General features: G+C 61.1%; 22 protein-coding genes. 13 read left to right on the forward strand and 9 right to left on the reverse strand.

Annotation, left to right across the window (positions count from 1 at the left end; all coding sequences use genetic code 11):
• The first annotated feature begins 7 nt into the window (after window positions 1-7).
• From U1A24_RS13615 to U1A24_RS13645, 7 genes are all read left to right on the forward strand, one after another.
• Window positions 8-667 carry a hypothetical protein gene (locus U1A24_RS13615; RefSeq protein WP_322322515.1) on the forward strand — a complete coding sequence of 220 codons (660 nt, stop codon included), beginning with the start codon at window positions 8-10 and terminating at the stop codon, window positions 665-667.
• On the forward strand, window positions 664-936 hold the full coding sequence (locus U1A24_RS13620; RefSeq protein ID WP_322322516.1) for a hypothetical protein: 273 nt from the start codon (window positions 664-666) through the stop codon (window positions 934-936). Before U1A24_RS13615 ends, U1A24_RS13620 begins: the two co-directional genes overlap by 4 nt.
• A 226-nt stretch (window positions 937-1,162) precedes the next feature.
• Window positions 1,163-2,929 carry an APC family permease gene (locus U1A24_RS13625; protein WP_322322517.1) on the forward strand — a complete coding sequence of 589 codons (1,767 nt, stop codon included), beginning with the start codon at window positions 1,163-1,165 and terminating at the stop codon, window positions 2,927-2,929.
• A 182-nt stretch (window positions 2,930-3,111) separates the two neighbouring features.
• A complete protein-coding gene (locus U1A24_RS13630) occupies window positions 3,112-4,257 on the forward strand; it encodes an aminomethyltransferase family protein (RefSeq protein ID WP_322322518.1) in 1,146 nt (381 codons plus the stop codon).
• A 125-nt stretch (window positions 4,258-4,382) separates the two neighbouring features.
• The gene (locus U1A24_RS13635) at window positions 4,383-4,997 is read left to right on the forward strand and encodes a dimethylamine monooxygenase subunit DmmA family protein (RefSeq protein WP_322322519.1); all 615 of its coding nucleotides are present in this window, start codon (window positions 4,383-4,385) and stop codon (window positions 4,995-4,997) included.
• Window positions 4,994-5,959 carry a PDR/VanB family oxidoreductase gene (locus U1A24_RS13640; protein WP_322322520.1) on the forward strand — a complete coding sequence of 322 codons (966 nt, stop codon included), beginning with the start codon at window positions 4,994-4,996 and terminating at the stop codon, window positions 5,957-5,959. The genes U1A24_RS13635 and U1A24_RS13640 overlap by 4 nt, the downstream gene beginning before the upstream one ends.
• Before the next feature lie 10 nt (window positions 5,960-5,969).
• Window positions 5,970-7,010 (forward strand): DUF3445 domain-containing protein, encoded by a 1,041-nt coding sequence (locus tag U1A24_RS13645; RefSeq protein ID WP_322322521.1) that lies wholly within the window; start codon window positions 5,970-5,972, stop codon window positions 7,008-7,010.
• Between the two features lie 21 nt (window positions 7,011-7,031).
• Here the strand turns inward: U1A24_RS13645 and U1A24_RS13650 are convergent, their stop codons facing one another.
• Window positions 7,032-7,691, reverse strand: a complete 660-nt coding sequence (locus tag U1A24_RS13650) for a helix-turn-helix domain-containing protein (RefSeq protein WP_322322522.1) — start codon at window positions 7,689-7,691, stop codon at window positions 7,032-7,034.
• A gap of 81 nt (window positions 7,692-7,772) precedes the next feature.
• Here U1A24_RS13650 and U1A24_RS13655 point away from each other — a divergent pair, with 81 nt between their 5' ends.
• A complete protein-coding gene (locus tag U1A24_RS13655) occupies window positions 7,773-8,783 on the forward strand; it encodes a GlxA family transcriptional regulator (protein ID WP_322322523.1) in 1,011 nt (336 codons plus the stop codon).
• Window positions 8,784-8,879: 96 nt separating this feature from the next.
• On the opposite strand, the gene U1A24_RS13660 is transcribed toward U1A24_RS13655, so the two are convergent.
• The 5 genes from U1A24_RS13660 to U1A24_RS13680 form a co-directional block, all read right to left on the reverse strand.
• Window positions 8,880-9,443 (reverse strand): sarcosine oxidase subunit gamma, encoded by a 564-nt coding sequence (locus tag U1A24_RS13660; RefSeq protein WP_322322524.1) that lies wholly within the window; start codon window positions 9,441-9,443, stop codon window positions 8,880-8,882.
• Window positions 9,436-12,333 (reverse strand): sarcosine oxidase subunit alpha family protein, encoded by a 2,898-nt coding sequence (locus U1A24_RS13665; RefSeq protein ID WP_322322525.1) that lies wholly within the window; start codon window positions 12,331-12,333, stop codon window positions 9,436-9,438. Before U1A24_RS13665 ends, U1A24_RS13660 begins: the two co-directional genes overlap by 8 nt.
• Window positions 12,330-12,617: a sarcosine oxidase subunit delta gene (locus U1A24_RS13670; RefSeq protein WP_322322526.1), complete on the reverse strand. Its 288-nt coding sequence runs from the start codon at window positions 12,615-12,617 to the stop codon at window positions 12,330-12,332. The genes U1A24_RS13665 and U1A24_RS13670 overlap by 4 nt, the downstream gene beginning before the upstream one ends.
• Window positions 12,618-12,626: 9 nt before the next feature.
• On the reverse strand, window positions 12,627-13,877 hold the full coding sequence (locus U1A24_RS13675) for a sarcosine oxidase subunit beta family protein (protein WP_322322527.1): 1,251 nt from the start codon (window positions 13,875-13,877) through the stop codon (window positions 12,627-12,629).
• An 85-nt stretch (window positions 13,878-13,962) separates the two neighbouring features.
• Window positions 13,963-14,805 carry a DMT family transporter gene (locus tag U1A24_RS13680; protein WP_322322528.1) on the reverse strand — a complete coding sequence of 281 codons (843 nt, stop codon included), beginning with the start codon at window positions 14,803-14,805 and terminating at the stop codon, window positions 13,963-13,965.
• Between the two features lie 120 nt (window positions 14,806-14,925).
• Here U1A24_RS13680 and U1A24_RS13685 point away from each other — a divergent pair, with 120 nt between their 5' ends.
• From U1A24_RS13685 to U1A24_RS13695, 3 genes are all read left to right on the forward strand, one after another.
• Window positions 14,926-17,295: a DUF1989 domain-containing protein gene (locus U1A24_RS13685; protein WP_322322529.1), complete on the forward strand. Its 2,370-nt coding sequence runs from the start codon at window positions 14,926-14,928 to the stop codon at window positions 17,293-17,295.
• 9 nt (window positions 17,296-17,304) lie between these two features.
• On the forward strand, window positions 17,305-17,706 hold the full coding sequence (locus U1A24_RS13690; RefSeq protein WP_322322530.1) for a group II truncated hemoglobin: 402 nt from the start codon (window positions 17,305-17,307) through the stop codon (window positions 17,704-17,706).
• A gap of 239 nt (window positions 17,707-17,945) precedes the next feature.
• The gene (locus U1A24_RS13695; protein ID WP_322322531.1) at window positions 17,946-18,656 is read left to right on the forward strand and encodes a DUF3800 domain-containing protein; all 711 of its coding nucleotides are present in this window, start codon (window positions 17,946-17,948) and stop codon (window positions 18,654-18,656) included.
• Between the two features lie 407 nt (window positions 18,657-19,063).
• Here the strand turns inward: U1A24_RS13695 and U1A24_RS13700 are convergent, their stop codons facing one another.
• A complete protein-coding gene (locus U1A24_RS13700) occupies window positions 19,064-19,918 on the reverse strand; it encodes a ParB/RepB/Spo0J family partition protein (RefSeq protein WP_322322532.1) in 855 nt (284 codons plus the stop codon).
• 74 nt (window positions 19,919-19,992) lie between these two features.
• Entirely contained in the window at window positions 19,993-20,907 is a 915-nt protein-coding gene (locus tag U1A24_RS13705) for a 2-hydroxyacid dehydrogenase (RefSeq protein ID WP_322322533.1), read from the reverse strand.
• 64 nt (window positions 20,908-20,971) lie between these two features.
• Here U1A24_RS13705 and U1A24_RS13710 point away from each other — a divergent pair, with 64 nt between their 5' ends.
• Window positions 20,972-21,721, forward strand: coding sequence for an SDR family oxidoreductase (locus tag U1A24_RS13710; protein ID WP_322322534.1), 750 nt, complete (start codon window positions 20,972-20,974; stop codon window positions 21,719-21,721).
• Entirely contained in the window at window positions 21,718-22,245 is a 528-nt protein-coding gene (locus U1A24_RS13715) for a gluconokinase (RefSeq protein WP_322322535.1), read from the forward strand. The genes U1A24_RS13710 and U1A24_RS13715 overlap by 4 nt, the downstream gene beginning before the upstream one ends.
• A gap of 209 nt (window positions 22,246-22,454) precedes the next feature.
• Here the strand turns inward: U1A24_RS13715 and U1A24_RS13720 are convergent, their stop codons facing one another.
• Window positions 22,455-23,399, reverse strand: coding sequence for a LysR substrate-binding domain-containing protein (locus U1A24_RS13720; protein WP_322322536.1), 945 nt, complete (start codon window positions 23,397-23,399; stop codon window positions 22,455-22,457).
• Between the last annotated feature and the right edge of the window lie 21 nt (window positions 23,400-23,420).

The raw sequence follows: 23,420 nt of genomic DNA on the forward strand, positions 1-23,420 counted from the left end.
ACAACGCATGAAATTTCTGATCTGGGCTTTGGTGATTGCGATTGGGTTTGGCATTGCTGCGCGGTTGCGCGGGCAGAGCGCCAAGCGGTTTGCGGTGCGCGGGCGGTATTTCGCAGAGGTGGAAGCGCTGTTTGCAGAGCCGATTTTGGCCACCGCACCAACCGGATTTCCACGTCTGTCGGGCCGCTATCAAGGCGCGCTGTTTGATCTGCAAGTGGTGCCGGATACGCTGACCTACCGCAAATTGCCCGCGCTTTGGCTGCTGGTGACGCTGGCGGAACCCACCCCTGCCCGCGCCACCCTTGACATTATGCTGCGCCCGCGTGGAGTGGAGCCGTTCAGCAATTTTCGCGATTTGGCGGTGCAGATTGCCACGCCTGCGGGGTTTCCCGAAGATTGCGCCATTCGCAGCGATGCGCCGGGTAATGCGCCGCCTGCCGAACTGGTGCTGAAGCATCTGGAGGGGCTGGATGCGGATTTGCTGAAAGAGCTGGTGATCTCGCCCAAAGGTCTGCGCCTTGTCTGGCTGGCCGAGGAAGCCGACCGCACCCGCTATCTGGCGTTTCGCGACTCGGAGATGGGCAAAGCACCGCTGGCCCCTGCCCTGCTGGAACCGCTGCTGAATGCCCTGCTGGCGTTGCGCGATGATCTGAAGGAGTTGTCATGAGCAAACCGCTAAACCCGCATCTGGTGCTGGCCGCCGCGACGATCCTGCCGGGATCTGGCCAAGTGCTGAACCGCCAGCCGATCCGCGGGCTGACCTTTGTGTTCTTCATCGTGCTTTTGGGCGCGTTCACCCTGAAAACCGCAAGCCCCGAGGTGTCACTGGTCGGCAAACTGGCGGGCGGTTTGTTCGTCTGGGCGCTGGCGATGATGGATGCCTACAAGACCGCCCGTATCCGATTCGAGGTTTGGCGGCATAGCAAGGCAAGTTGAGCAAACTGGGCTGATCGCCCGATTTTGTGGCAAAATTTGTGGGAGAGACTCGGAAAATCAAATCCATATCGGATCAAAAGTTAAAAATTATTCCTCGTAGGTGAAAAATCGCTTTGCGCTTGGCCTGCTCCGCTTCAATGTGACGCAATCTAACGCGACCGATCCGCACAACCAAACGATCCGGCCACAGCAAGGCCGGGCAGCAACAGGGACAAAGGAACACTTCATGTCTACAGAAAGCAAAGCGGGCGATCTGCATCGCACGCTGAATTGGAAGGGCGCCTTCTGGGTCGCCGCAGGGGTGCCGCCCCTTGTGCTGTTTTCCATCGGCGGTATCGCGGGGGTGGCCGGACAAGCCGCTTTCGTCGTCTGGATGCTGTCGATGATCATGGGCTTTTCGCAAAGCTTCACCTATGCCGAAATGGCCGGGATGTTCGGCAACAAATCCGGCGGCACGAGCGTGTATGGTGCGACCGCGTGGCTGCGCTACTCCAAGCTGATCGCGCCGTTGTCGGTGTGGTGTAACTGGTTTGCATGGTCGCCCGTGCTGTCCTTGGGTTGCGCCATCGCGGCGGGCTATATCCTGAACGCTCTGTTCCCGATCCCGCTGGAAACAGCGCCGCAAGTGGTGGAATGGATTGCAGCCAATATTGCCAACTATACCGAAACCACCGAAAGCGTGGTGGCCTATATCGCAGCCAACGCGGGCACCACGCCTGCGGATGCGATCACCGCTGTGGCTTCGGCGGACGGCGTTGCAGCCCTGACCCCGGCGTTCCGGGTGTGGGAGGCTTACGCGCTGAACGTCCCCGGCCTTGGCACCTTGCACTTCAACTCGACCTTCGTGATCGGGGTTGTGCTGATGCTGATCATGCTGGCGATCCAGCATCGCGGTATTGCGGCCACGGCAAGCGCCCAAAAGGTGCTGGCGGTGGTGGTGTTGGTGCCTTTGCTGCTGGTCGGTCTGATCCCGATCATCAACGGCGACATCAACACGATGAACGTCACTGGCATTGTGCCACCAACGGCGGCCTATTCGGGCGTCAATGGTGAGTGGAATGTTGGCGGCTGGACGCTGTTTCTCGGCGGTATGTATATTGCGGCGTGGTCGACCTACGGCTTTGAAACTGCAGTCTGCTATACGGCTGAGTTGAAAGACCCCAAGCGCGATACGTTCCGGGCGATCTTCTACTCGGGCCTGCTCTGCATCGTGTTCTTCTTCTTGATCCCGTTCTCGTTCCAAGGCGTTTACGGCTTGGGCGGCATGCTGGAAACCGGGATTGTCGATGGCACCGGGATTGCGGCCGCATTGGGCGCGATGGTGGGTTCCAACCCGATCTTCATCCAGATCTTTGTGATCTTGATGATCCTCGCACTGTTTCTGGCGATCATGACGGCGATGGCTGGGTCTTCGCGGACGCTGTATCAGGGGTCGCGCGATGGCTGGTTGCCGAAATATCTGGTCAAAACCAACGCGCATGGCGCGCCTGTTGGGGCGATGTGGACGGACTTCGGCTTTAACGTGATCCTGCTGGCGCTGGCCTCGGATGTCGGTGGCTATTTCTATGTGTTGGCGATTTCCAACGTCGGCTACATCCTGTTCAACTTCCTGAACCTGAACGCAGGCTGGATTCACCGCATCGACAGCCCGCATCTGAACCGTCCTTGGAAAGCGCCGAACTGGCTGCTGGGCGTCAACACCGTGCTGGCGTTCGTGAACGCGGTGTTCCTCGGCGCGGGTGCGAAGGTCTGGGGTTATGAGAACGCGTTGTGGTCGGGGCTGGTGTTTGCCTCGTTCATTCTGCCGGTGTTCTGGTTCCGGCATTATGTGCAGGACAAGGGCCATTTCCCGAAGGAAGCGATGGAGGATCTGGGTCTGAGCGATCACGGCGATCTGGGGCCAAGACGCGCCGGAATGCTGCCGTATCTGGCGCTGGTCGCAGGCGCGGCGGTGGTGCTGTGGTCGAACTGGTTCTTCGTGCTGCCAGCGTAAGACTGCTGATGTTTTAGGCAAACGGGCGGTCTTCGGGCCGCCCGTTTGTGTTTCCGGCCTCGCACGCAAGAAAAGGTCGAAAAAATTCCCTGTCAGGAAATAATTTTGCACAAGAAGGTTGATTTTGGCTTGGGCTAATCGCAGACTGTTGCCAGCAAATATAACCGCTCTAGGGGGGCTACATGACAAATTCCTGGCGATTCTCCACGCTCGCAGACCGTCACCGCGCATTGGGGTCCAATCTGGAAGACTGGTCCGGCATGGGCACGGCTTGGTCTTATGAGAAGGGCGACCCGGACGCCGAGTATATGGCGATCCGCACCAAGGCCGGGTTGATGGACGTGTCGGGGCTGAAGAAGGTGCATATCACCGGACACGGTGCATCGCATGTGATTGAACGCGCCACGACGCGGAACATGGAAAAGCTGATGCCGGGGCGCTCGGTTTATGCCGCGATGCTGAACGATGCTGGCAAGTTCGTCGATGACTGCGTGATTTACCGCACCGGGCCGAATGCCTTCATGGTGGTGCATGGATCGGGCCAGGGCTTTGAGCAGTTGACGATGGCGGCAGCGGGGCGCGATGTCTCGGTGCGGTTTGACGACAACCTGCATGATCTGTCGCTGCAAGGGCCGCTGGCGGTGGATTATCTGGCGCAGCATGTGCCGGGGATCCGGGATCTCGCGTATTTCTCACAGATGCAGACCAGCCTGTTCGGCAAGCCGGTGATGATCTCGCGCACGGGCTATACCGGCGAGCGCGGCTATGAGATTTTCTGCCGCGGGCAGGATGCACCGATGATCTGGGACCGCATTCTGGAGGAAGGCGCGAGCATGGGGATCATTCCCTGCCGGTTTACCACCCTGGATATGCTGCGGACCGAAAGCTATCTGCTGTTCTTCCCGTTCGATAACTCGGAAATGTATCCGTTCGAGAACGAAGGCCCCGGCGATACTCTGTGGGAGCTTGGCCTCGATTTCACCGTCTCGCCCGGCAAGGTCGGCTTCCGGGGGGCGGAGGAGCATTACCGTCTGAAGGGTAAGGAACGTTTCAAAATCTGGGGACTGAAGCTGGAAGGCAAGAACGTGCCCGGCAATGATGCTCCGGTGTTCAAGGGCAAGGACAAGGACAAGGTCGGCGTGGTGACGCAGGCAATGTATTCGCCGCTGAACGACTGGACCATCGCCATCGCCCGCCTGCCCGTCGATTGCGCCAACAATGGCACCAAGCTGGTGGTGAATTGCAGCACGCATGGCGAGATCGCTGCCACGACGCATTCCATGCCGTTCTTTGACGTTGATAAAAAGCGGCGGACGGCGAAGGGCTAAGGCTTTCAGACTGGCTTAAATATTCCCGCCGGAGGCTTCCCGCAGTGGCGACAGGAGCCTCCGGCGGGGATATTTAGACCAAGATGAAATCGTGCAGAGCAGATCGTTCAAGGAATAACGGAACTATGACGCAGACGATGTTCGAGCCTTCCATCACCAGCCGCCCGGTTTATGGCGTGCTGACCCCTGCTATCGGGTCGGCGCATTTGTTTGTCGCCGATGGTGAGGGCGCGGAGGCGATCTGCGATCTGTTTGCCAAGCCTGAGGCGGCGGCGATGAAACCCGTCAGCCACATCATCTACATGCCGGGGGCGAATGGCTGCGACAAGACCACCGCCTTGCAGGCCTTGGGCGTGGCGCAGTTTCATCGGTCCCCAAGTTTTGCGGCGGCGCAGTCGCGGTTGGCCAAGGTTCTGGCCGACGCGCATATGGGTTTGCAGATCTACACTGCTGGCACTGAAGGGCTGATGGCGCAGGTGGCAGCGCTCGCGCAAGCGGCGGGGCTGCCTTATGAGGCGGTGCAGCAAGAGCATCGCGGAAGCCTCGCGCGGCGGGTGCAATGCGTGCATTGCAAGGGTGTCACCGAGAATGTGACGCTCGATCCGTTTGTCTGTAGTCATTGCGGGTTAAGCCTGTTCGTGCGCGACCACTTCTCGCGCAGGCTCGCGGCGTTTCAGGGCGTGAATATAGATGCGGAAGACCCCGGAGACGTTCCGGCTTCGGTGGAGAAGTTCAAATGAGTGTCGGCGCGCCGAAAATCCCGGTTGTTGTGGCCGAGGTGGTTGAGGTCAACGACCTGATCAAACGCTTCCGCTTCGTGCGCCGCGATGGGGCGGCGATGCCGGTGTTCTCGGGTGGCTCGCATGTGGTCGTGGAAATGGACGATCACGGCACCCGCCGGATGAACCCCTATTCGCTGATGAGCCATCCTGCCGACACGATGGGCTATGAAATCTCGGTGCGCCGGGACGAGGCCGGGCGCGGTGGTTCGCTTTACATGCACAGCCATGTGCGGCCGGGGATGGAGATGGTGCTGAGCCAGCCCGTCAACCTGTTCCCGCTGGATGCCCGTGCGAAAAAGCATCTGATGATCGCGGGTGGCATTGGCATCACGCCGTTTGTCGCACAGATGGCGCAGGTCGAGGCGATGGGTGGGCGGTTCGAGCTACATTATTCGGTGCGCTCACCTGCCTTGGGGGCCTATGTCGAGCATTTGCAGGACCACTACGGCCCGCGCGTGCATGTCTATTATGATGAACATAAACAGCAGATTGACCTGAAAACCCTGCTGAAATCGCAACCGCTTGGCACGCATATCTATGTTTGCGGACCGAAGGGCATGATTGCCTGGGTCAAGGCCACGGCGGCGGCGATGGGTTGGCCTGCACTGGCGGTGCATTCGGAAGAATTCCTCGCCCCGCCGGTTGGCATTGCCTTTGACGTGCAGCTTGCGGCCTCGGGCAAAAGCATCACCGTGCAGCCGAACCAGTCGCTGCTGGAGGCGATTGAGGCGGCGGGGGTGGAAGCGCCTTATCTTTGCCGCGGTGGTGCTTGCGGGCAATGCGAAACCGAGGTTTTGCGCTGTGACGGCCACATCGAGCACAACGATCACTGGCTCACCGATGAGCAAAAGGCCAGCCAAACCAAGATCATGCCATGCGTATCGCGGTTTCGGGGCGCTGCCCTGATCCTCGACCGATAGGGGGGAGCCTATGTCACTGGATTTCAACGACGAAACCTTTCGGGGCGACTATACGTTCAAGAACTCGGCGAAAGCGATCAAGCGCTTTCCGTTTCCGTTCCCCGAAGACAGTTACATGTATTCGGTGAATATGGAGCCGCATGTGCCGGGCCCGGTGGGCTCGGTGTTTGAGCATATGTTCGATGTCGACGAGCATTATGTGGCCGAGATGCGGGATCGTGCGCAGGTGCTGGCGGAAGATCCGCTGCGCTGCCAGACGCTGCCGCATATGGAACTGGCGGGTTGGGATTTGCTGGAACTGATCATGGAGAGCAAGGCGCAGGACTATCCGCACTGGTTCGAGTTGCACAAGGATGGCAACCAGTGGCACTGGATCAACAAGCCGTTGCAGATCGAGCAGCGCTTTACCTTCATGGATGCCTCTACCCTGCCCTATGGCCCTATGGAGTATATCACCCGGCAAACGCAGGGCGATTTTACCCTGCAAGATCAGCGGGATGATGATCTGTGGATTGAGGCGGGCATGGTGACGACGCAGGCCGATTGGTCACTGGATTTCGATATCGGCATGAGCTTCAAGCAATGGCACGCCCCGGTGCCCTTGGCGCATCAGATGAATATCTTTGACCGCGCGCTAAAGTTTCTGCTGAAGCTGCAACATGGCGCTCCGGTGCGGCGATTCAACTGGACGATGACGGTGGATCCGCTGCTGGACACCTCGCCCGAGAATTATCCGAAATGGGGGCCGTCGAAGACCACGATGACGCCGGACACCATCGGCCACCGTCAGCATCTGCGGGTGGAGTTGCAGACCTTGCACCGCTTGCCAAGATCGAACGCCATCGTGTTCCCGATCCGCTGTTATCTGATCCGGTTTGAGGAATTGGTGACGGTGCCGAAATGGGCGCGCCGCTTGCATCGGGTGGTGCGGGACATCCCGGACGAGTTGGCGACCTATAAGGGCTTTATCCGCAACAAGCCCTTGATGCTGGACTACCTGGCGCAGTTTGACGATGGGGCACCGACCTCACCGGGGTTTGGCGCAGAATAGCCCGACTAGGCATGCCCCGCTTCAGGCCTGCTTGTAGGAAATCACCGAAAGATAGCGGGCCGGAAGTTTCACCAGAACCTCTGGCCCGTGTTGGGCATCGGCGTCAAAGAACAGACTATCCCCCGGTTTCAGATGGAAAAGCTGATCACCATGACGGTATTCGACCTCCCCCTCCAGCATATACAAAAGCTCGATACCGTCGTGCTGGAAGGCGGGGAATGTGTCGGATTCGGTGGTCAGGGTGATCAGGTAGGGTTCCACCAGCACGCCGGAATCGTTCGATCCGATATGGCCGAGCAAGTGGTATTGGTGACCGGCACGGGTGCCGCGCCGCTCGATTTCAATGTGATCGCCGGCCTTGACGTGCTGCACTTCGCGCCGCTCTTCAAAGCCACGAAAGAACGAGGTGACCGGGGTGGAAAACGCGTGTGACAGGATTTGCAAAGTGGTCAGCGAGGGCGATGTGATGCCGTTTTCGATTTTTGAGAGCATGCCGATGGACAGCCCGGTGACGCCTGCCAAATCGGCCACCGTCATGCCTTGGGCGCGGCGGAAGGCGCGGACAGAGCGGCCAATGGCCATTTCCAGATTGCGCTCGGACAGCTCGCGCACGCGGTGCGGGTCTTGGTCAAACGCCGGTTTGGCGCGTGGCAGGTTGGGTTCGTCCGTGTCGATATCCATGAAACCGGCTCTGTCTGGGGTCACTGTTGCCCTTGTTTACTACCGTGAAACACAATCCCACTCAACAGAAAATCCCCGACGATGAATATCCACCGAGATACCGCCGCGACTTTGGGGTTTTTGCTGTTCCCCGGCTTTCCTATGGCCTGTCTGACCTCGGCGATCGAGCCTTTGCGGGCCGCGAATGAGATCACTGGGCGGAAAGAATTTGCCTGGAAGCTGATTGGTGAGGCGGCAAGCCCGATCCGGTCCTCCGCAGAGGTGCGGTTTGACCCGGATGTGACGCTGGCCGATGCGGTGGGGTTGGACTATTTGTTCTTTCTGTCGGCCCCGACTTCGCAGTTTCAAAACCCCAAACGTGGCAATGCGCAGGTGCGCTGGCTGGATCGATCGGGCGTGGTGCTGGGCGGGTTTTCGGGTGGGATTTTCCCGTTGGTGCGGTCTGGGGTGATGGAGCGGCATGCGGTGTCGGTGCATTGGTGCTATGAGGCGGCGTTCAAGACCGAGTTTCCCGACACTATTGCGTCGCAAGCGGTGATCCTGCGGGATCGGCGGCGCTATACCGCCTCGGGGGCAGGCGCGGTGTTTGATCTGATGCTGCGGCTGATCGAGGAACGCTTGGGCCGCGATACGATGACCGAGGTGGCCTGCTGGTTCCAGCATCCGTTCGTGCGCACCGAAGATGCGGCGCAGAAGGTGCCGGTGCAAAAACAAGGCGGCACCGATGATCTGCTGCCCGATACCGTGCGCGCGGCGATCCAGATCTTTGCCGAGCATATCGAAGACCCGTTGCAGATCGCTGACGTGGCGGAAGCTTTGGCGATGTCAGAGCGGCATCTGGAGCGTTGTTTCAAGCAGGCGACCGGGCAAAGCCCGCTGAAATACTACCGCCTTATGCGGCTGCGCAAAGCCCGGCAGCGGGTTTTGTATTCGACGCAAAGCATCCGCGAGATTGCGCAGTCGGTGGGCTATGCCAGTTCGACCCCGATGACCAAGCATTATGCCGAGGCGTTTGGGGTCAATCCGAACGATGAGCGGCGGCGGTTGGTTGGGTTGCGCGGGCTGGCAGGGGCAATGCCGCCGAACGATTAGGCTTGTCGCCAGCCGTTGGGGGTTTCACACCCCCTATGCCATTGGTCTCTCGAACCAATGGCAAACCCCGTGGAGTATTTATGCCAATGTGAAAGCCTAGAAGGTGGCTTTGGCGGCTGTGGTCAGCGCATGGTGCAGGCTGTGCGCCGAGGAGCGCGGGCCGAGGATACTGACTTCGGTGTCGGCGCGACGGATAACGTAGCAGCCCAGATGGTCGATGATGGTGCGGGTGGTGGCCCCTGCCCCGGCTTTACGCAGATCGTAGTTGCACAGCCGTTCAAACAGCGCGGGCAGATCGGGGGCTGTCAGATCAAAGCGCACCCAGGCGTCGGTTTGCTCGGTGATCGAAGCCGACTCGCCGAAGATCGGTTTCAGGATCGCCACAATGTCCTCGTGGCTGGCGAAGGGGGCCTCGATCATCCATTGCTCGGGGCCAAGCCAGAGTGTGGCATAGGTGGTGGCAGCGTCGCTCCGACCGGGGCCGGGCAGCGGGATGCTGGCGGCTGCCGCGGCGGAGGCAACTTCGGCTTCAAAGCCCATGCGGGACGCCAGCGAGGCCAGCGCCGTGCCGGTGTTCTCGGTGATCGTCACCGGGCCGATGGTTTCGGTGATGGGTGCATCATGGCCCAAGGGCGTGAGGGATTTCAACGGATTAGCCACGGAGACGCTCTCCCTCAGGATCAAAGAAATGCGGGCTGACGATCTCAACCTCGACATCGGTTTTCGCCAGCAGGTTGACGCTGCGCAGCCGCTCGCCCTTGCGGGTATCGCCGGATTTCAGGTAGCCGAGGCCGATGGAATGGCCCAGATGCGGCGAATAGACCACCGAGGTCAGCCAGCCGCCGTCATTCGCGGCCACCGCTTCCGCACCTTTGGCCAGGAAATGCGCGCCTGCGGTCAGGGCATCGCTGGGGTTCACGGGCTTTACGCCGACCAAACGGTAGCCGGTCGGGATGTTCATGCCCTCACGCTGCGACAGCACCATGCCGATGCTGTCTTTCTTTTTTGACACCATCTTGCCGAGGCCCATGTTCAGCGCCGAGGATTGGCCGTTCAGCTCATTCCCCGCGACATGGCCCTTTTCCACCCGCATCACGCCGAGGGCTTCGGTGCCATAGACCACTGCGTCAAACTCGCGCCCAGCCTCAACCAAAGCCCGGATCATCGCGTCGCCGTAACGGGTCGGCACCGCGATTTCATAGGCGAGTTCGCCCGAGAAAGAGATACGGAACAGCCGCGCGCGGGTGCCTTGCACGGTGATCGCCCCGCAAGCCATATAGGGGAAGGCGGCGTCAGAGATATCCTGATCGACCAGTTTTTCCAGCAGTTTCCGTGCGTTGGGGCCAGCGACGGAATACTGCGCCCAAGCCTCGGTCGTCGAGATCAGTTGCACATCCAGATCCGGCCACAACACTTGGCGGCAGTGTTCCAGATGGCGGAACACTGGCACCGCATTGGCGGTGGTGGTTGTCATCACATATTCATTCTGCCCCATCCGCGCGGTGGTGCCATCGTCCATCACCATGCCATCTTCGCGCAGCATCAGCCCGTAGCGGACCTTGCCGACGGCCAGAGTGCCAAAGGTGTTGGCGTAAACCCGGTCGAGGAACAGGCCCGCATCGGTGCCTTGAATGTCGATCTTGCCCAAGGTGGTCACGTCGCAAATCCCGGCGGATTTGCGAGTTTGCAGCACTTCGCGGTCGACCGATTGCCGCCAAGTGGTCTCGCCTTGGCGCGGCAGCCATTGCGTGCGCAGCCAGTAGCCGACTTCGACGAAAATAGCCCCCTGCTCGGCGGCCCATTTGTGGCTAGGGGTTTGGCGGGTAGGTTTGAAATCATGGCCCCGCGCGCGGCCGCCCAAAGCGCCCATCGCCACGGGCGTGTAGGGCGGGCGATAGATCGTTGTGCCGGTTTCGGGGATGGTTTTTCCGGTCAGCTCGGCCATCACGGCCAAGCCCAGCACATTGCCGGTCTTGCCTTGGTCGGTCGCCATGCCCAGTGTCGTGTAGCGTTTCAGGTGTTCGACCGAGATGAAGCCCTCTTGCTTCGCCAGCTTCACATCCTTCACCGTCACATCATTCTGCTGATCAACCCAAGCGCGGCCTTTGCCGGAATGGACATACCATGCCGGGGTCAGATTGAGGGGGGCGTCTTCGGCTTGCGGGATATCGGCAGTGGCCGTGATGCCCAGATCGGCGAGGGCGGCAATCGCATGGGTCGCCCCGGTGGTGAGGGCGGCATGGGTCGAGAACGCACCGGCCGCAGCACCCACACAGGTGAGGCCCGCGATGCTTTCCGGCGCGGGAATGAAGGCCGCGATTTGATCATCCCAAATCGGGCGACCCCGGTGGTTTGAGGCGATGTTAAGGTTCGGGTTCCAGCCACCCGAGACGCCAAGGGCGCTGACTTGCAGGGTTTCGGTTTGGCCATTGGCGCGACGCACGGTGATAGATTTCAAGCCAAGGCGACCAGCGGAATCAATGACTTCATCGCCTTTGCGAGCGTCAATCACGGCGACATCGAGCCCCTTGGCTTTCAGATCGCCCACTGTGCGCAACCCGTCGTCGTTGTTGGTGAACACCGCCACTTTCTCGCCCACAGCCACGCCCCAGCGGTTGGCATAGGCACGCAAGGCACCCGCGAGCATGATGCCGGGGCGGTCGTTGTTCTCGAAGGCAATCGGGCGCTCGGTGGCTCCGGCGGCGAGGATCGCGCGCTGGGTGTAGATGCGCCACAGGATTTGGCGGGGTTTGCCGGGAAGCGGCGTTGCGAGGTGGTCGGAGACACGCTCCACCGCACCATAGATGCCGTGATCGAACGCGCCCATGACGGTGGTGCGGGTCATCAGGCGGACGTTAGGCAGGGTGGCCAGTTCAAGCACGGTTTTCGCTGCCCAGTCGGCTCCTGCCGCTCCAGCGATTTCCAGCGTTTCGGCGTTCAGACGGCCCCCCATGCGGAAATCTTCGTCCGCCAAGATCACCCGCGCGCCTGCCCGACCTGCGGTCAGGGCGGCGGAAAGGCCTGCGGGGCCCGCGCCGATGATCAGCAGGTCGCAATGCAGGAAGCCTTTGTCGTAGTCATCGGGGTCGTCCAGTTTCGACAAGCTACCCAGACCAGCGGCACGGCGGATGATCGGTTCGTATATCTTTTCCCAGAACGCAGCCGGCCACATGAAGGTTTTGTAGTAAAAACCAGCAGCAAAGAACGGCGACAGGCGGTCGTTGATCGCCATCGCGTCGAATTTCAGGCTTGGCCAGCGGTTCTGGCTTTGCGCGCTGAGACCATCGAACAGCTCAATCACCGTGGCGCGGGTGTTGGGTTCTTGCCGCGCGCCGGTGCGCAGTTCGACAATCGCGTTGGGTTCTTCCGAGCCTGCCGAAATCACCCCACGCGGGCGGTGATATTTGAAGCTGCGGCCCATCAGGCGGACGTTGTTGGCAAGCAGCGCCGAGGCCAGAGTGTCGCCGGGATGGCCGTTGTAGGACACACCATCAAAGCTGAAGCGCAGGGTTTTGCTGCGGTCGATCTGACCGCCGGAAATACGGCTCATTTGCTGCGGCCTTCTGTACGGGCCACGTCGCGGGCCAATTCTACGGCGGTAATTTCATGGCTGACGGTGTTGCGGGTGACGACCAGCCAGCTGCGATCGCCCTGTTCGTGATACCAGAGCTCGCGGTGTGTCCCGGCGGGGTTGTCCCGCAAGTAGGTGTAATCAATGAACTTATCCAAGGCACCCTCAGCCATGCCATCGGGTCGATGGATCAGGGCGGCATCGCCGAGATAGACGAACTCTTGTGAATCGCGCGGGCCGAGCAGGGGATGATTGATGATCATATCGGCCTCTTAATGCAGGTTCGGTTGGGCGCCTTGGCCCTTTTCGTCGATCATCAGGCCCTTGGCGAAACGATCAAAACGGTAGGCGGTGGCGGTGCTGTGCGGGGTATCTTTGGCCAGCAGATGCGCGAAAACAAAGCCGCTGGCGGGCGTCGCCTTGAAGCCGCCATAGCACCAGCCGCCGTTGAAATAGAGCCCGTCGATATGGGTCTTGTCGATGATCGGCGAGCCATCCATCGACATATCCATAATGCCGCCCCACATCCGCAGCAGGCGGGCGCGACCGATCATCGGCATCAGCGACATGCCCCCTTCGGCGACATCCTCGACCACCGGCAGGTTGCCGCGTTGGGCGTAAGAGTTATAGCCGTCGATATCGCCGCCAAACACTAAGCCGCCCTTGTCGGACTGGCTGACGTAGAAATGCCCGGCGCCATAGGTCATCACACCGTCGATCAACGGCTTCAGCCCTTCGGAAACAAAGGCTTGCAGCACATGGCTTTCCATCGGCAGGCGCATCCCTGCCCCGGCCATCACCTTGGAGGAAGACCCCGCCACCGCCACACCGACCTTTTTCGCGCCAATGAACCCGCGTGAGCTTTCCACCCCCAGCACGCGGCCATTCTCGATCTTCATCCCCAGAACCTCGCAGTTCTGGATGATATCCACGCCGCGACTGTCCGCGCCGCGCGCATAGCCCCAAGCCACCGCATCATGCCGCACCGTGCCGCCACGCCGCTGCATCAACGCGCCCTTGATCGGGAAGCGTGCGTTCTCGAAATTCAGGAACGGATACATCGCCCGCACCTGATCCTTATTCAGAAGTTCCGCATCCGCGCCGTGCATGATCATCGCATTGCCGCGCCGTGTGGCGGCATCGCGCTGCGCGTCGGTGTGGAACAGGTTGATGATGCCGCGCTGAGAAACCATGGCGTTGTAGTTGAAATCTTGCTCCAACCCCTCCCACAGCTTCATCGAGAATTCGTAGAACGGCTCGTTGCCATCGAGCAGGTAGTTCGAGCGCACAATCGTGGTGTTGCGCCCGACATTGCCGCCGCCAATCCAGCCCTTTTCCAGCACCGCAATCCGCGCCTGCTTGAACTCTTTAGCAAGGTAATAGGCCGTCGCCAGGCCATGCCCGCCGCCGCCGACGATGATGTAGTCATAGGACGCTTGCGGAGCCGGATCGCGCCACGCTGGTTTCCAGCCTTTATGCCCGGTCAAAGCCTCGGCAATCACCCTAAAACCCGAATAGCGCATCTGGTGTTCCTATATTCGTATTGGCCTGAATATGGCGCGAACCGCAGCAGGGTGTGCTTTCATTCCCGACAAGCAACCTTTCGTTTCAGACAAGCCCCAACACGGCGATGCCGGCAAACACCACCACCGCGCCAGCCCATTGCAGCGGCTTCAGCGCCTCGCCCAGAAAGCGCCACGCCAGCAGAATGGTGACAAGGCCGAAGATTGACGAGGCGACCGAGGCGAACTCGGGCCGCGCAAAGCCGCCTGCGATGGTGACGGCAGTCAAAGCGGTGACATCCAGCGCGCCCATCAGCGCAAGCTGCGGTAGAAAGACGAAAGCCGGTTTCAGATCAACGCGTTGCACGGCCACCCATGCCAGCATCGCCGCACAGGCGGCCAGCCGCGACAGCAGCGATACCGGCAAATCCGCCCCCAGCTCTGCCGCCCATTGCAGCAGGCCAAAGGTGGCGGCAAAGCTGACACAGGCGAGCAAAGACCACGCCACTGCCGCGCGCTTGCTGCCCGCCGTGTCATCGCTTTCGCCGCGCGCCACGATGGCAATGCCACCGACCACCGCCGCCACGCCCAACCAGACCAGCGGCCCGGCTTCCGCGCCGCGCGCCACCGCAAAGGCCACCGACAGCAGCGGAAACGCGCCGCAGATCGGGGCCACCAGCCGCACCGGACCAATCGCAAAGGCGCGATACAAGCCATACCCCGCCAAAGCCGCAGCAAACCCCGAGGCCAAGGTCAGCAGCAAGACCGGGGCGGTCAGCGTCACCCATCCCCCCGCGAAAACCGCCAGCGGCAACAGCAAAGCCGCCCCCACCGCCAAGACGATCAGATACAGCGCTGCCGCATCAGCTTTCGGCCCAATCTTGCGCACGGTGAAGTCATGCAGCCCCCAAAGCAGCGCCGCCAGCAGGCCAAGTATCAGCGATTGCACAAGCTTCCTCCGATTTGCGATCTATTACAGGCTAGGCGTGTAAAACCCTTGCGCAAATCCTTATCCGCGATATTCTTCAAAAGAAACAAATTTGCCGTGTATGCAAAAAGTGAGGCTCTGATGCTCGACTCATACCCGACTGTTCGCCCCGGCCCGCCGCGCCCCAGCCAGATTCTGACGCCAGAACCCTTTGGCACCCGCGCAGGGCTGGAGAAGTTTGAAGTGCCGGGCGGTGGCGCTTGGCTGATCGCCTTGGGCGTGGGCGACCGGGTGACGGTGGTGAACCTTGAGGGCGGCCAGCGCGCCGAACTGATTGCCGCCGATGATCAGGGCCGGGTTGATCCGGGAATCCTGGGGGCCAGCGGCAATTCCGATGCTTCGGGTCTGATGGCCTTGCTGGCAGAAGGCAAAGCGCCGGGTCTGGCAGGATTGCGGCTTGGGATCGAGCGGCGCGGCATCAATCTTGCCAGCGCGCGCGCCATCACCTGCTTTGGCGAAGCCTCCCCCGCCGAGGCTGAGGAAAGCTTCACCGCCAGCCGCGACGGTGTGCTGATCATCGCGGCACCGGGGGCCGCAATGCAACCCGAGGCGCAGGATACCTTGACGCCGATCGGGGTGCGGGTGCAGCGGTCTACCCTGCTTGGCCTCAAGAAATTTGACCTGCCCGACCCGCTGGCGACCCCAGTGCTGGACCTGCGGGTCAAATCCGCGACTGCAGAAAGCTATTTCGTCAAGGCGGGCGACTACATTCAGATCATCGACGTCGATGGTCGGCAATGCACGGATTTTCAATGCTTTTCCGCCCGCAAGCTGGACAAGGGGCTGGAGCATCCGTTGGACGTGACCACCTCGCGCACGCTGATGGGGCATGCCTATTCGATGCCCGGCCTGCACGCGAAATACTACGATCAGGATTGGCTGCCGCTGGTCGAGGTCATCCAGGATACCGTCGGTCGCCACGATGCCTTCGCCATGGCCTGTGCCGCGAAATACTATGACGACATCGGCTATCCCGGCCATGTCAACTGCTCGGACAATTTCAACACCGCCCTCGCCCCGCATGGTGTGACCGCCCGCCCCGGCTGGATGGCGGTGAACCTGTTCTTCAACACCGCGATTGACGCCCATGGCGTGCTGATCTCGGACGAGCCGTGGTCGCGCCCCGGTGACTATGTTCTCTTGCGCGCGCTGACCGATCTGGTCTGCGTAAACTCCGCCTGCCCCGATGATACCTCACCGGCAAACGGCTGGTATCTGTCGGATATTCATGTGCGCACCTATGACGGTGCCGAGCCCTTCCAGCGGTCCATCGCCTACCGCCCCACCCCCACATCGGAGCCTGTGATGACCAAGGAAACCGCCTTCCATTCGCGCATCGTGGAAAAAACCCGCAATCTGGTGGAGTATAAGGGCTATTGGCTGCCGCAGACCTATGCCTCGAATGGGGCCATCGAAGAATACTGGGCCTGCCGCGAGAAAGCCGTGGTACTGGATCTCTCGCCTTTGCGCAAATTTGAAGTGACCGGCCCGGACGCCGAGGCTTTGCTGCACTACTGCCTGACGCGGGATGTGAAGAAGCTGTCGGTGGGTCAGGTGGTCTATTCTGCGATGTGCTACGAGCATGGCGGCATGATTGATGATGGTACCTTGTTCCGCTTGGGCAAGGATCAGTTCCGCTGGATTGGCGGCGATGATTACTCTGGCATCTGGCTGCGCGAACAGGCGGAGAAGCTGGGGCTGAAGGTGATGGTGCGCTCGTCGACCGATCAACTGCACAATTTGGCGGTGCAGGGGCCGAACTCGCGCGAGATTATGAAGCGGATGATCTGGACCGCGCCGCACCAGCCGACGATCGAAGAACTCGGTTGGTTCCGCTTCACGGTGGGCCGTTTGGGTGGGCCGGATGGCGCACCGGTGGTGGTGTCGCGGACGGGCTATACCGGCGAGCTGGGCTTTGAGGTGTTCTGCCATCCAAAGCATGGGACGGCGGTTTGGGATGCGGTTTGGGAGAACGGCGCGGATCAGGGGCTGCGGCCGATGGGGCTTGCGGCGCTGGATATGGTGCGGATTGAAGCCGGGTTGATCTTTGCGGGCTATGATTTCTCGGATCAGACCGACCCGTTCGAGGCTGGCATTGGCTTTACCGTGCCGCTCAAATCCAAGACCGACGATTTCATCGGGCGCGACGCGCTGATCCGGCGCAAGGAAAACCCGCGCGACAAGTTTGTGGGCCTTGAGATTGATGCGGCGGTCGAGGTTGGGCATGGCGATGGGGTCTTTGTCGGGCGGGCTCAGGTGGGGGTGGTGACTTCGGCGGTTCGGTCGCCGCTTCTGGGCAAGAATATCGCCCTCGCCCGGCTGGATCTGGCGCATTCGGGGCCGGGGACGGCGGTGGAGGTGGGGAAACTCGACGGCCAGCAGAAACGGCTGCCTGCGGTGGTGACGGGAACCTCGGCCTATGATCCGAAGAAAACCCGGCCGCAGTCGTAGGGGGCGGGCGTGGCCTCGGTGATCGAACGGATCGGCGGCGAGGCGGCGGTTCGGGCGCTGGTGGAGCGGTTCTATGATCTGATCGAAACCGTCCCCGAGGGGCGGCAGATCCTGCACCTGCATTTCCGGGGGCACGGGATTTCCCACGTCAGGGCCGCACAGTTTGAGTTTCTGTGCGGCTTTCTGGGCGGGCGGCGGGATTATATGGAACGGGTGGGGGCGCTGAGTTTGAAGGACCAGCACGCCCACGTTCCGATCCGGCCCGAGGATGCCGAGGATTGGCTGACCTGTATGGGGCAGGCTTTGCAGGATGTGGGGGTTTCCGAGCCGGTCAGGGGGCAGGTTTTCGGGGCCTTCCAACGGGCCGCCCGGGCGCTGATCAACCGGGAGGCCGGCTCGGCTGCGGAGTAGTGTCCACGTGTGGACAGAGGGGTGGGGTGAGGGATTTCAAGGGGTTAGGTGGGGCTTGTTAAGGGAATTTTAACGTTTTACTGATCATTGTCTGGATAGCATCGCGAAGGAGATGCACCCACTTACGGCGAAACCGAGCACTCACAAGCCTAAAATCTGGTAGGTTCAAGGCTTCCTGTTTAGATAAAAATGGCCTAGCAACAATCGCAAAGATTGTTTCAAGAAAGATGTGGCCCTTCGTGAGTTCTGACCTTATTCACTTCTACAGCGATAGTAGTAGTCATCGTGGCCATCAGTTCGTCGTCGTTGGCGGAATCGCGATAAGGCCAGACCACGTTGAAAGAATTAACGGCCTTCTACAGTCGTTGAAAGACGACGCTGGGATAAATCGCGAATTCAAGTGGAATGAATACAAAGGTGGAAGAAAGCGGCAGGCCTATGAAGCCGCCGTAGATTTGTTCTTTCAACTGCTTCATGAGAACAAACTACATTTTCATTGTGTTATCTGTGATTTCACGGCTTTTGACCACAAGAAGGATGGACTAGGAAGCCCTGAAAAGAGTGTGAATAAGCTGTATTATCAGCTTATGTTGCATAGAGTATGCGCGTTTTATGGTCAGCAGATGCGCATCATTATGACACCTGATCATGGAAATGACTCATCTGAAATAGTGAATTTTCGTGGCGCGATTTGTGCGGCAGCTTATCGGAAATACAAAACTCGGCCAAACTGTTTGCGTGCGATCCAGCCGCAGCCATCCGCCAGCAACAACATTCTTCAAATGTTAGATGTAATTATTGGTGCTATTGCAGCACATCGTGAAAACCGCAAATTGGGTCCAAACAAGGTTCACCTGCGAGACTACATATTGTCTTCTTCGCCAATCAAGGACTTCAGCATCGACACTACAAACGAGGCGAGGCGTCTAACAGTCTGGAATTTTAAATGAATATGCTCCCGATACTCTAGCCATAAGGCACGGCAAGAACTAGCCTGCGTATTCGAGCATCAGGAACATGTTATACATAGTGATTGGCAGGCTAGAGGTCAAGTGGAAGAGGGATCAGTCGTCAGACAAACAACTAAAATTTGAACTAATGGAAACCATCACACCGCCGGAACGACGGACAATTTTTCGTTCCCAAACCGATCTGAAAACGCTCCTGCGGAGCGTTTTTCGGTTTGTTGGCCATAAGGCTGAAAGCCGTTGGACAAGGGGTGTGGAGCAGCGGGCTGGGGTTTGATAAATCGGGGCGCGGCTGCCTCGGTGGACGCAATTCGCGCCTGCCGGGGGCAGGCAGGCGCGGCCCGATTTGTTTTCGAACAAATCGGGCAAGAGGTAGGCGGCGTGAGGGGTTAGTGGGGTTGGAAGTAGCGCTCTATATGATCCATCACATCGTCGATCAGCGCGCCGGAGCGGGCTTCGGGGCCGCAGAAGCGCATGATCCAGCCGTCGCCGGATTTTTCCCGCCTGATCGTTAACCCCTGCTTCAACTGCAGCAGGCGTCTGGGGCGGCCGGGGGTGGTGGCGGTGGCTTCCTCGGTGGGGTCCAGCGACTCGGACAGGATCGGCAGCAGGGCTTGCCATTGGGTGGGCAAGGCGGAGCGGCGGTGGTCGCGCAGGGTGAGGTGGATCAGCTCGGACAGGCCGGCGCGCAGGGCGGCGGACAGGCGGTGCATTTGGCGGCCCGTCAGGCGTTCGGGGGTGACAATGGCGTCTTGCAGGTCTTCGACCACCTCGGCGAAGGCGCGCAGGCGGGCGCGTTTTTGACGGGAGGCGCTGGCGTGCAGGGTTTGGGTGGCATCGTCCAATGTGTCGAAGATACCGGCGCGGGTGGCGGCTAATAGGGTTGCACCTTTCTCCCAAGCACTTGTTTCCGCGCGGATTTCGTTTTCGGCCACCATGTCGGCCATCGCTGCCGGGATGGTTTCGGGGGTGCGCAGGAAGGCGGCGATTTCGGTGAAGCTGCCGTTTTGGCGCAGGGTTGCGAGGCGCTGGTGGGCGGTGAGGCGGCGCAGGCCGGAGATCAGGCCGTAGCGGTGGGTCTCGGTCGGTTGCGAGAGTTTCCAGACCTCAATGGGCATGCGCAGGCCGGTGGTGGCGATGGAGGTGGTCAGCTCGGCCATAGCGTCTTCGTCGAGCTGGGTGCGGTCGCGCGGCAGGGCTTCGGCGTCGATTTCAATGATGGGGATCAGGATGTGGGGGGTCATGGGGTGCTCCAGTGGTTTGGGGGATTGGAGCGTGTTGTGGTTAAGATTGCATGGGCGGAGCGGGCGGTCGCGGCTCAGATCACCGGGGTGATGAGGGGCTGGCCCGCGAAATAGGCGGTGAGGTTGTCGCGCATCAACTGGCCCATCGCGCGGCGGGTTTGCAGGGTGGCCGAGGCGTGGTGGGGTTGCAGCAGGGCGTTCTTGAGCGGGGCGAAGCGGGGGTTGATCTGGGGTTCGGCGTCGAAGACGTCGAGAGCGGCTCCGGCGATCTGGTTGGATTCGAGGGCGTCCAGCAGGGCGTTTTCGTCGATATTGGCGGCGCGGGAGATGTTGATGAGAAAGCCATCGGGGCCGAGGGCTTTGAGGGTGGCGGCGTTGATGATGTGGTGGGTTTCGGGCGTGGCGGCGGCGGTGACGATGAGGAAATCGGCGTGGGCGGCGAGGTCGGTAGGATCGGGGATGTAGGTGTAGGGCACGGGTTTTTCGCTGCGGGCGGAATAGGCGATGTCCATGCCGAAGCCTGCGAGGCGGGTGGCGACGTCCTGGCCGATGCGGCCCATGCCGAGGATGCCGGCTTTGGCACCCCAGACCCGGCGTTGTAGCGGGAAGCTGGCTTTGGTCCATGCGCCGGAGCGGGCGTGGTAGTCGGCTTGCGGGATCTGGCGGGCGATAGCGAGCATCATGCCGACGGCGAGGTCAGCGCAGTCGCCGGTGAGGACGTCGGGGGTGTTGGTGACTTGGATGTTGCGTCCGGCGCAGAGGGAGAGGTCAATGCCATCGTAGCCGACGCCGTAGATGGCGATGAGTTTGAGGTTGGGGCAGGCTTGGATCACCTCGGTGGCGACCCCTGCCCCGCCGCTGGTGGCGATGGCCTCGATCAGGGTGAGGTCGGGGTTCTGCTCAAGCCGGTGGGTGGTGTAGGCAGCGTCGAGGGCGGTTTGGTCCCATGCGGGGTAGCTGGCGACCTGGAGGATGTGGGGTTTGGGCATTCTGGCCTCCGGTTGACAGGGTATGTGAGCGGTAACATAAACGCATGGGGTTCGGGGGGGCAAGATGGGGCTGTTTGATCTGAGCGGCAAGCGGGCGCTGGTGACGGGGGCGTCGCAGGGGATTGGGCTGGCGCTGGCACGGGGGCTGGCGGAGGCTGGCGCGGCGGTGGTGCTGAACGGGCGGGATGCGGGGCGGCTGGAAGCGGCGGTGGCGCAGGTGCCGGGCGCGCGCGGGCTGGCGTTTGATGTGACCGATCATGGCGCGGTGCGGGCGGCGGTGGATGGGTTTGAGGCCGAGGTCGGGGCGATTGATATTCTGGTCAACAATGCCGGGATGCAGCATCGTGGACCGCTGGAAGACTTCCCGGAGGACGCGTTTCAGCGCTTGTTGCAGTGCAATGTCGCCAGCGTGTTCAATGTGGGACAGGCTTGCGCGCGGCATATGATTGGGCGTGGAGCGGGGAAGATCATCAACATTGCCTCGGTGCAGACGGCTTTGGCGCGGCCGGGGATTGCGCCTTATACCGCGACCAAGGGGGCGGTGGGCAATCTGACCAAGGGGATGGCTGCGGATTGGGCGCGGCATGGGCTGCAATGCAATGCGATTGCGCCGGGGTATTTTGACACGCCGTTGAATGCGGCGCTGGTTGCGGACCCGGCGTTTAGCGAATGGCTGGAAAAGCGCACGCCTGCGGGGCGCTGGGGGCGGGTAGAGGAATTGGTCGGGGCTTGCGTGTTTCTGGCATCGGCGGCATCGAGTTTTGTGAATGGGCAGTGTTTGTATGTCGATGGCGGGATAACGGCGTCGCTATGAAAATCATCTTGATGGGCGTGGCAGGGTGCGGGAAATCCTCGGTCGGGGTGGCGTTGGGAGAGGCAGTGCGCCTGCCCTACCGCGATGGCGATGACCTGCATCCGTCCGAGAATATCGCCAAGATGAGCCGGGGCGAGGCTTTGAGCGATTCGGACCGCTGGCCTTGGTTGGCACTGGTGGGCCAAGCTTTGCGCGGGCCGGGGATTGTGGGCTGCTCGGCTTTGAAGCGGGTGTATCGGGAGTTGATTGACCGCGAGGCGGGCGGCGGGGTGGTGTTTGTGCATCTGTCGGGATCGCGGGCGGTGATTGAAGGCCGGATGCGCGGGCGGACCGGGCATTTCATGCCGCCTGCCCTGCTCGACAGCCAGTTTGCGACCTTGGAAGCGCCCGCGCCGGATGAGCGCGCGGTGGTGGTGGATATTGATCAGCCGTTGGCGGCTGTGGTGGCGGAGATCGTCGGCAAGCTGCGGGGCTTGGGGCTGGCGGCTCGCCCCCAGACCCCGAGGATATTTAGGCCAATGTGAAAGCAAATTTGAGTTAAATTTTACAGATTTGGTTGGAACTCAAGCATTGGTCCGCCCTGTTCTCCCCTCTTGATACTTTCACATTGGCATAAATATCCCACGGGGGTCAGGCCAGTTTGGCCAACGGCCAATCTGGCTTGGGGGTGTGAAACCCCCGGCGTTGGCGGCTTGGTGCGCAGCTCCAAGAAAATCCTGAGCTTCACGGCCGATTACACGATCACCATGTTCTGAATCTCGCGCGCCAATCGGGCGGCGACCGGGGGCAGGATGCTGCCTGCGCGGGTCACAAGGCCGAAGGGTTCAACCTCGATGCCAAGGTCGATGGCGAGTTCGGTGTAGGGAGCGTCGGGATGGGCGGAAAAGCTGGTGACCACGGCACGCGCCAAGGGGGCAATGGCGTTGGATTGTTGCAAAAGCGCGAAGATCAGCAGGAAGGACGCAGTCGACAGCCGCTGCGGCGGGCTGGGCATACCACGGGCGCGCAGGCTGGCATGCACAGCGCGCGACAGCAGCGAGTCGGGCGGCGGCATCACCCAGTCATAGGCCAGCAGGTGTTGCGGCGTTGGGGTGGGGTGGTTTGCCAGCGGGTGGCCTTTGCGCACGACAAGCGAGACCGGCTCGGCCGCAATCGGGGTCAGGGTGAACAGATCGCGGCTGGGGCCTTCAGGCAGGCGGCCGATGACGAAATCGAGGCGGCCTGCGAGGAGCTGTTCGCACAGCAGGTCCGAGGGCGAGACCACAACCTCGACGGTGACTTGCGGCGCGGTCAGCCGGGCATTGCGCAACGTCGGCAGCACGCGGTCGATGGCGGGGCCGGTCACGCTGCCAATCCGCACATGGCCGGTGGTGCCGGAGGCCACTTCGGTCATGTCGCGGGCGGCGTCGCGCAGTTCCATCTGGATGCGTTGCGCGCGGGCGGCGAGGGCTTGGCCTACCGCTGTCAGGCTCATGCCGCGCCCGGTGCGGTGGTGGACGGGGGAGCCGACGATGCGCTCTACCTCGGCCAGCAAACGTGAGGCGGCGGGCTGGGTGGTGCCGATACGGTCTGCGGCAAGGCTGATTTGACCGGTATCGGCCAAAGCCGCCAGCAGGCGCAAATGGCTGAGTTTCAGGCCGCGTTGCGCCAAAAGATCGGCACTGAGGGGTTTTGACATATCAGTTCAGCCATGTTTCTA

The organism is Cypionkella sp. (assembly GCF_034376685.1).
In the GTDB taxonomy this organism is placed as follows: Bacteria; Pseudomonadota; Alphaproteobacteria; order Rhodobacterales; family Rhodobacteraceae; genus Cypionkella.

Coding starts and splice junctions, on each gene's coding strand:
- U1A24_RS13615 (WP_322322515.1), top strand. CDS start 8: ATGAAATTTCTGATCTGGGCTTTGGTGATTGCGATTGGGTTTGGCATT.
- U1A24_RS13620 (WP_322322516.1), top strand. CDS start 664: ATGAGCAAACCGCTAAACCCGCATCTGGTGCTGGCCGCCGCGACGATC.
- U1A24_RS13625 (WP_322322517.1), top strand. CDS start 1,163: ATGTCTACAGAAAGCAAAGCGGGCGATCTGCATCGCACGCTGAATTGG.
- U1A24_RS13630 (WP_322322518.1), top strand. CDS start 3,112: ATGACAAATTCCTGGCGATTCTCCACGCTCGCAGACCGTCACCGCGCA.
- U1A24_RS13635 (WP_322322519.1), top strand. CDS start 4,383: ATGACGCAGACGATGTTCGAGCCTTCCATCACCAGCCGCCCGGTTTAT.
- U1A24_RS13640 (WP_322322520.1), top strand. CDS start 4,994: ATGAGTGTCGGCGCGCCGAAAATCCCGGTTGTTGTGGCCGAGGTGGTT.
- U1A24_RS13645 (WP_322322521.1), top strand. CDS start 5,970: ATGTCACTGGATTTCAACGACGAAACCTTTCGGGGCGACTATACGTTC.
- U1A24_RS13650 (WP_322322522.1), bottom strand. CDS start 7,691: ATGGATATCGACACGGACGAACCCAACCTGCCACGCGCCAAACCGGCG.
- U1A24_RS13655 (WP_322322523.1), top strand. CDS start 7,773: ATGAATATCCACCGAGATACCGCCGCGACTTTGGGGTTTTTGCTGTTC.
- U1A24_RS13665 (WP_322322525.1), bottom strand. CDS start 12,333: ATGAGCCGTATTTCCGGCGGTCAGATCGACCGCAGCAAAACCCTGCGC.
- U1A24_RS13670 (WP_322322526.1), bottom strand. CDS start 12,617: ATGATCATCAATCATCCCCTGCTCGGCCCGCGCGATTCACAAGAGTTC.
- U1A24_RS13675 (WP_322322527.1), bottom strand. CDS start 13,877: ATGCGCTATTCGGGTTTTAGGGTGATTGCCGAGGCTTTGACCGGGCAT.
- U1A24_RS13685 (WP_322322529.1), top strand. CDS start 14,926: ATGCTCGACTCATACCCGACTGTTCGCCCCGGCCCGCCGCGCCCCAGC.
- U1A24_RS13700 (WP_322322532.1), bottom strand. CDS start 19,918: ATGACCCCCCACATCCTGATCCCCATCATTGAAATCGACGCCGAAGCC.
- U1A24_RS13705 (WP_322322533.1), bottom strand. CDS start 20,907: ATGCCCAAACCCCACATCCTCCAGGTCGCCAGCTACCCCGCATGGGAC.
- U1A24_RS13710 (WP_322322534.1), top strand. CDS start 20,972: ATGGGGCTGTTTGATCTGAGCGGCAAGCGGGCGCTGGTGACGGGGGCG.
- U1A24_RS13715 (WP_322322535.1), top strand. CDS start 21,718: ATGAAAATCATCTTGATGGGCGTGGCAGGGTGCGGGAAATCCTCGGTC.
- U1A24_RS13720 (WP_322322536.1), bottom strand. CDS start 23,399: ATGTCAAAACCCCTCAGTGCCGATCTTTTGGCGCAACGCGGCCTGAAA.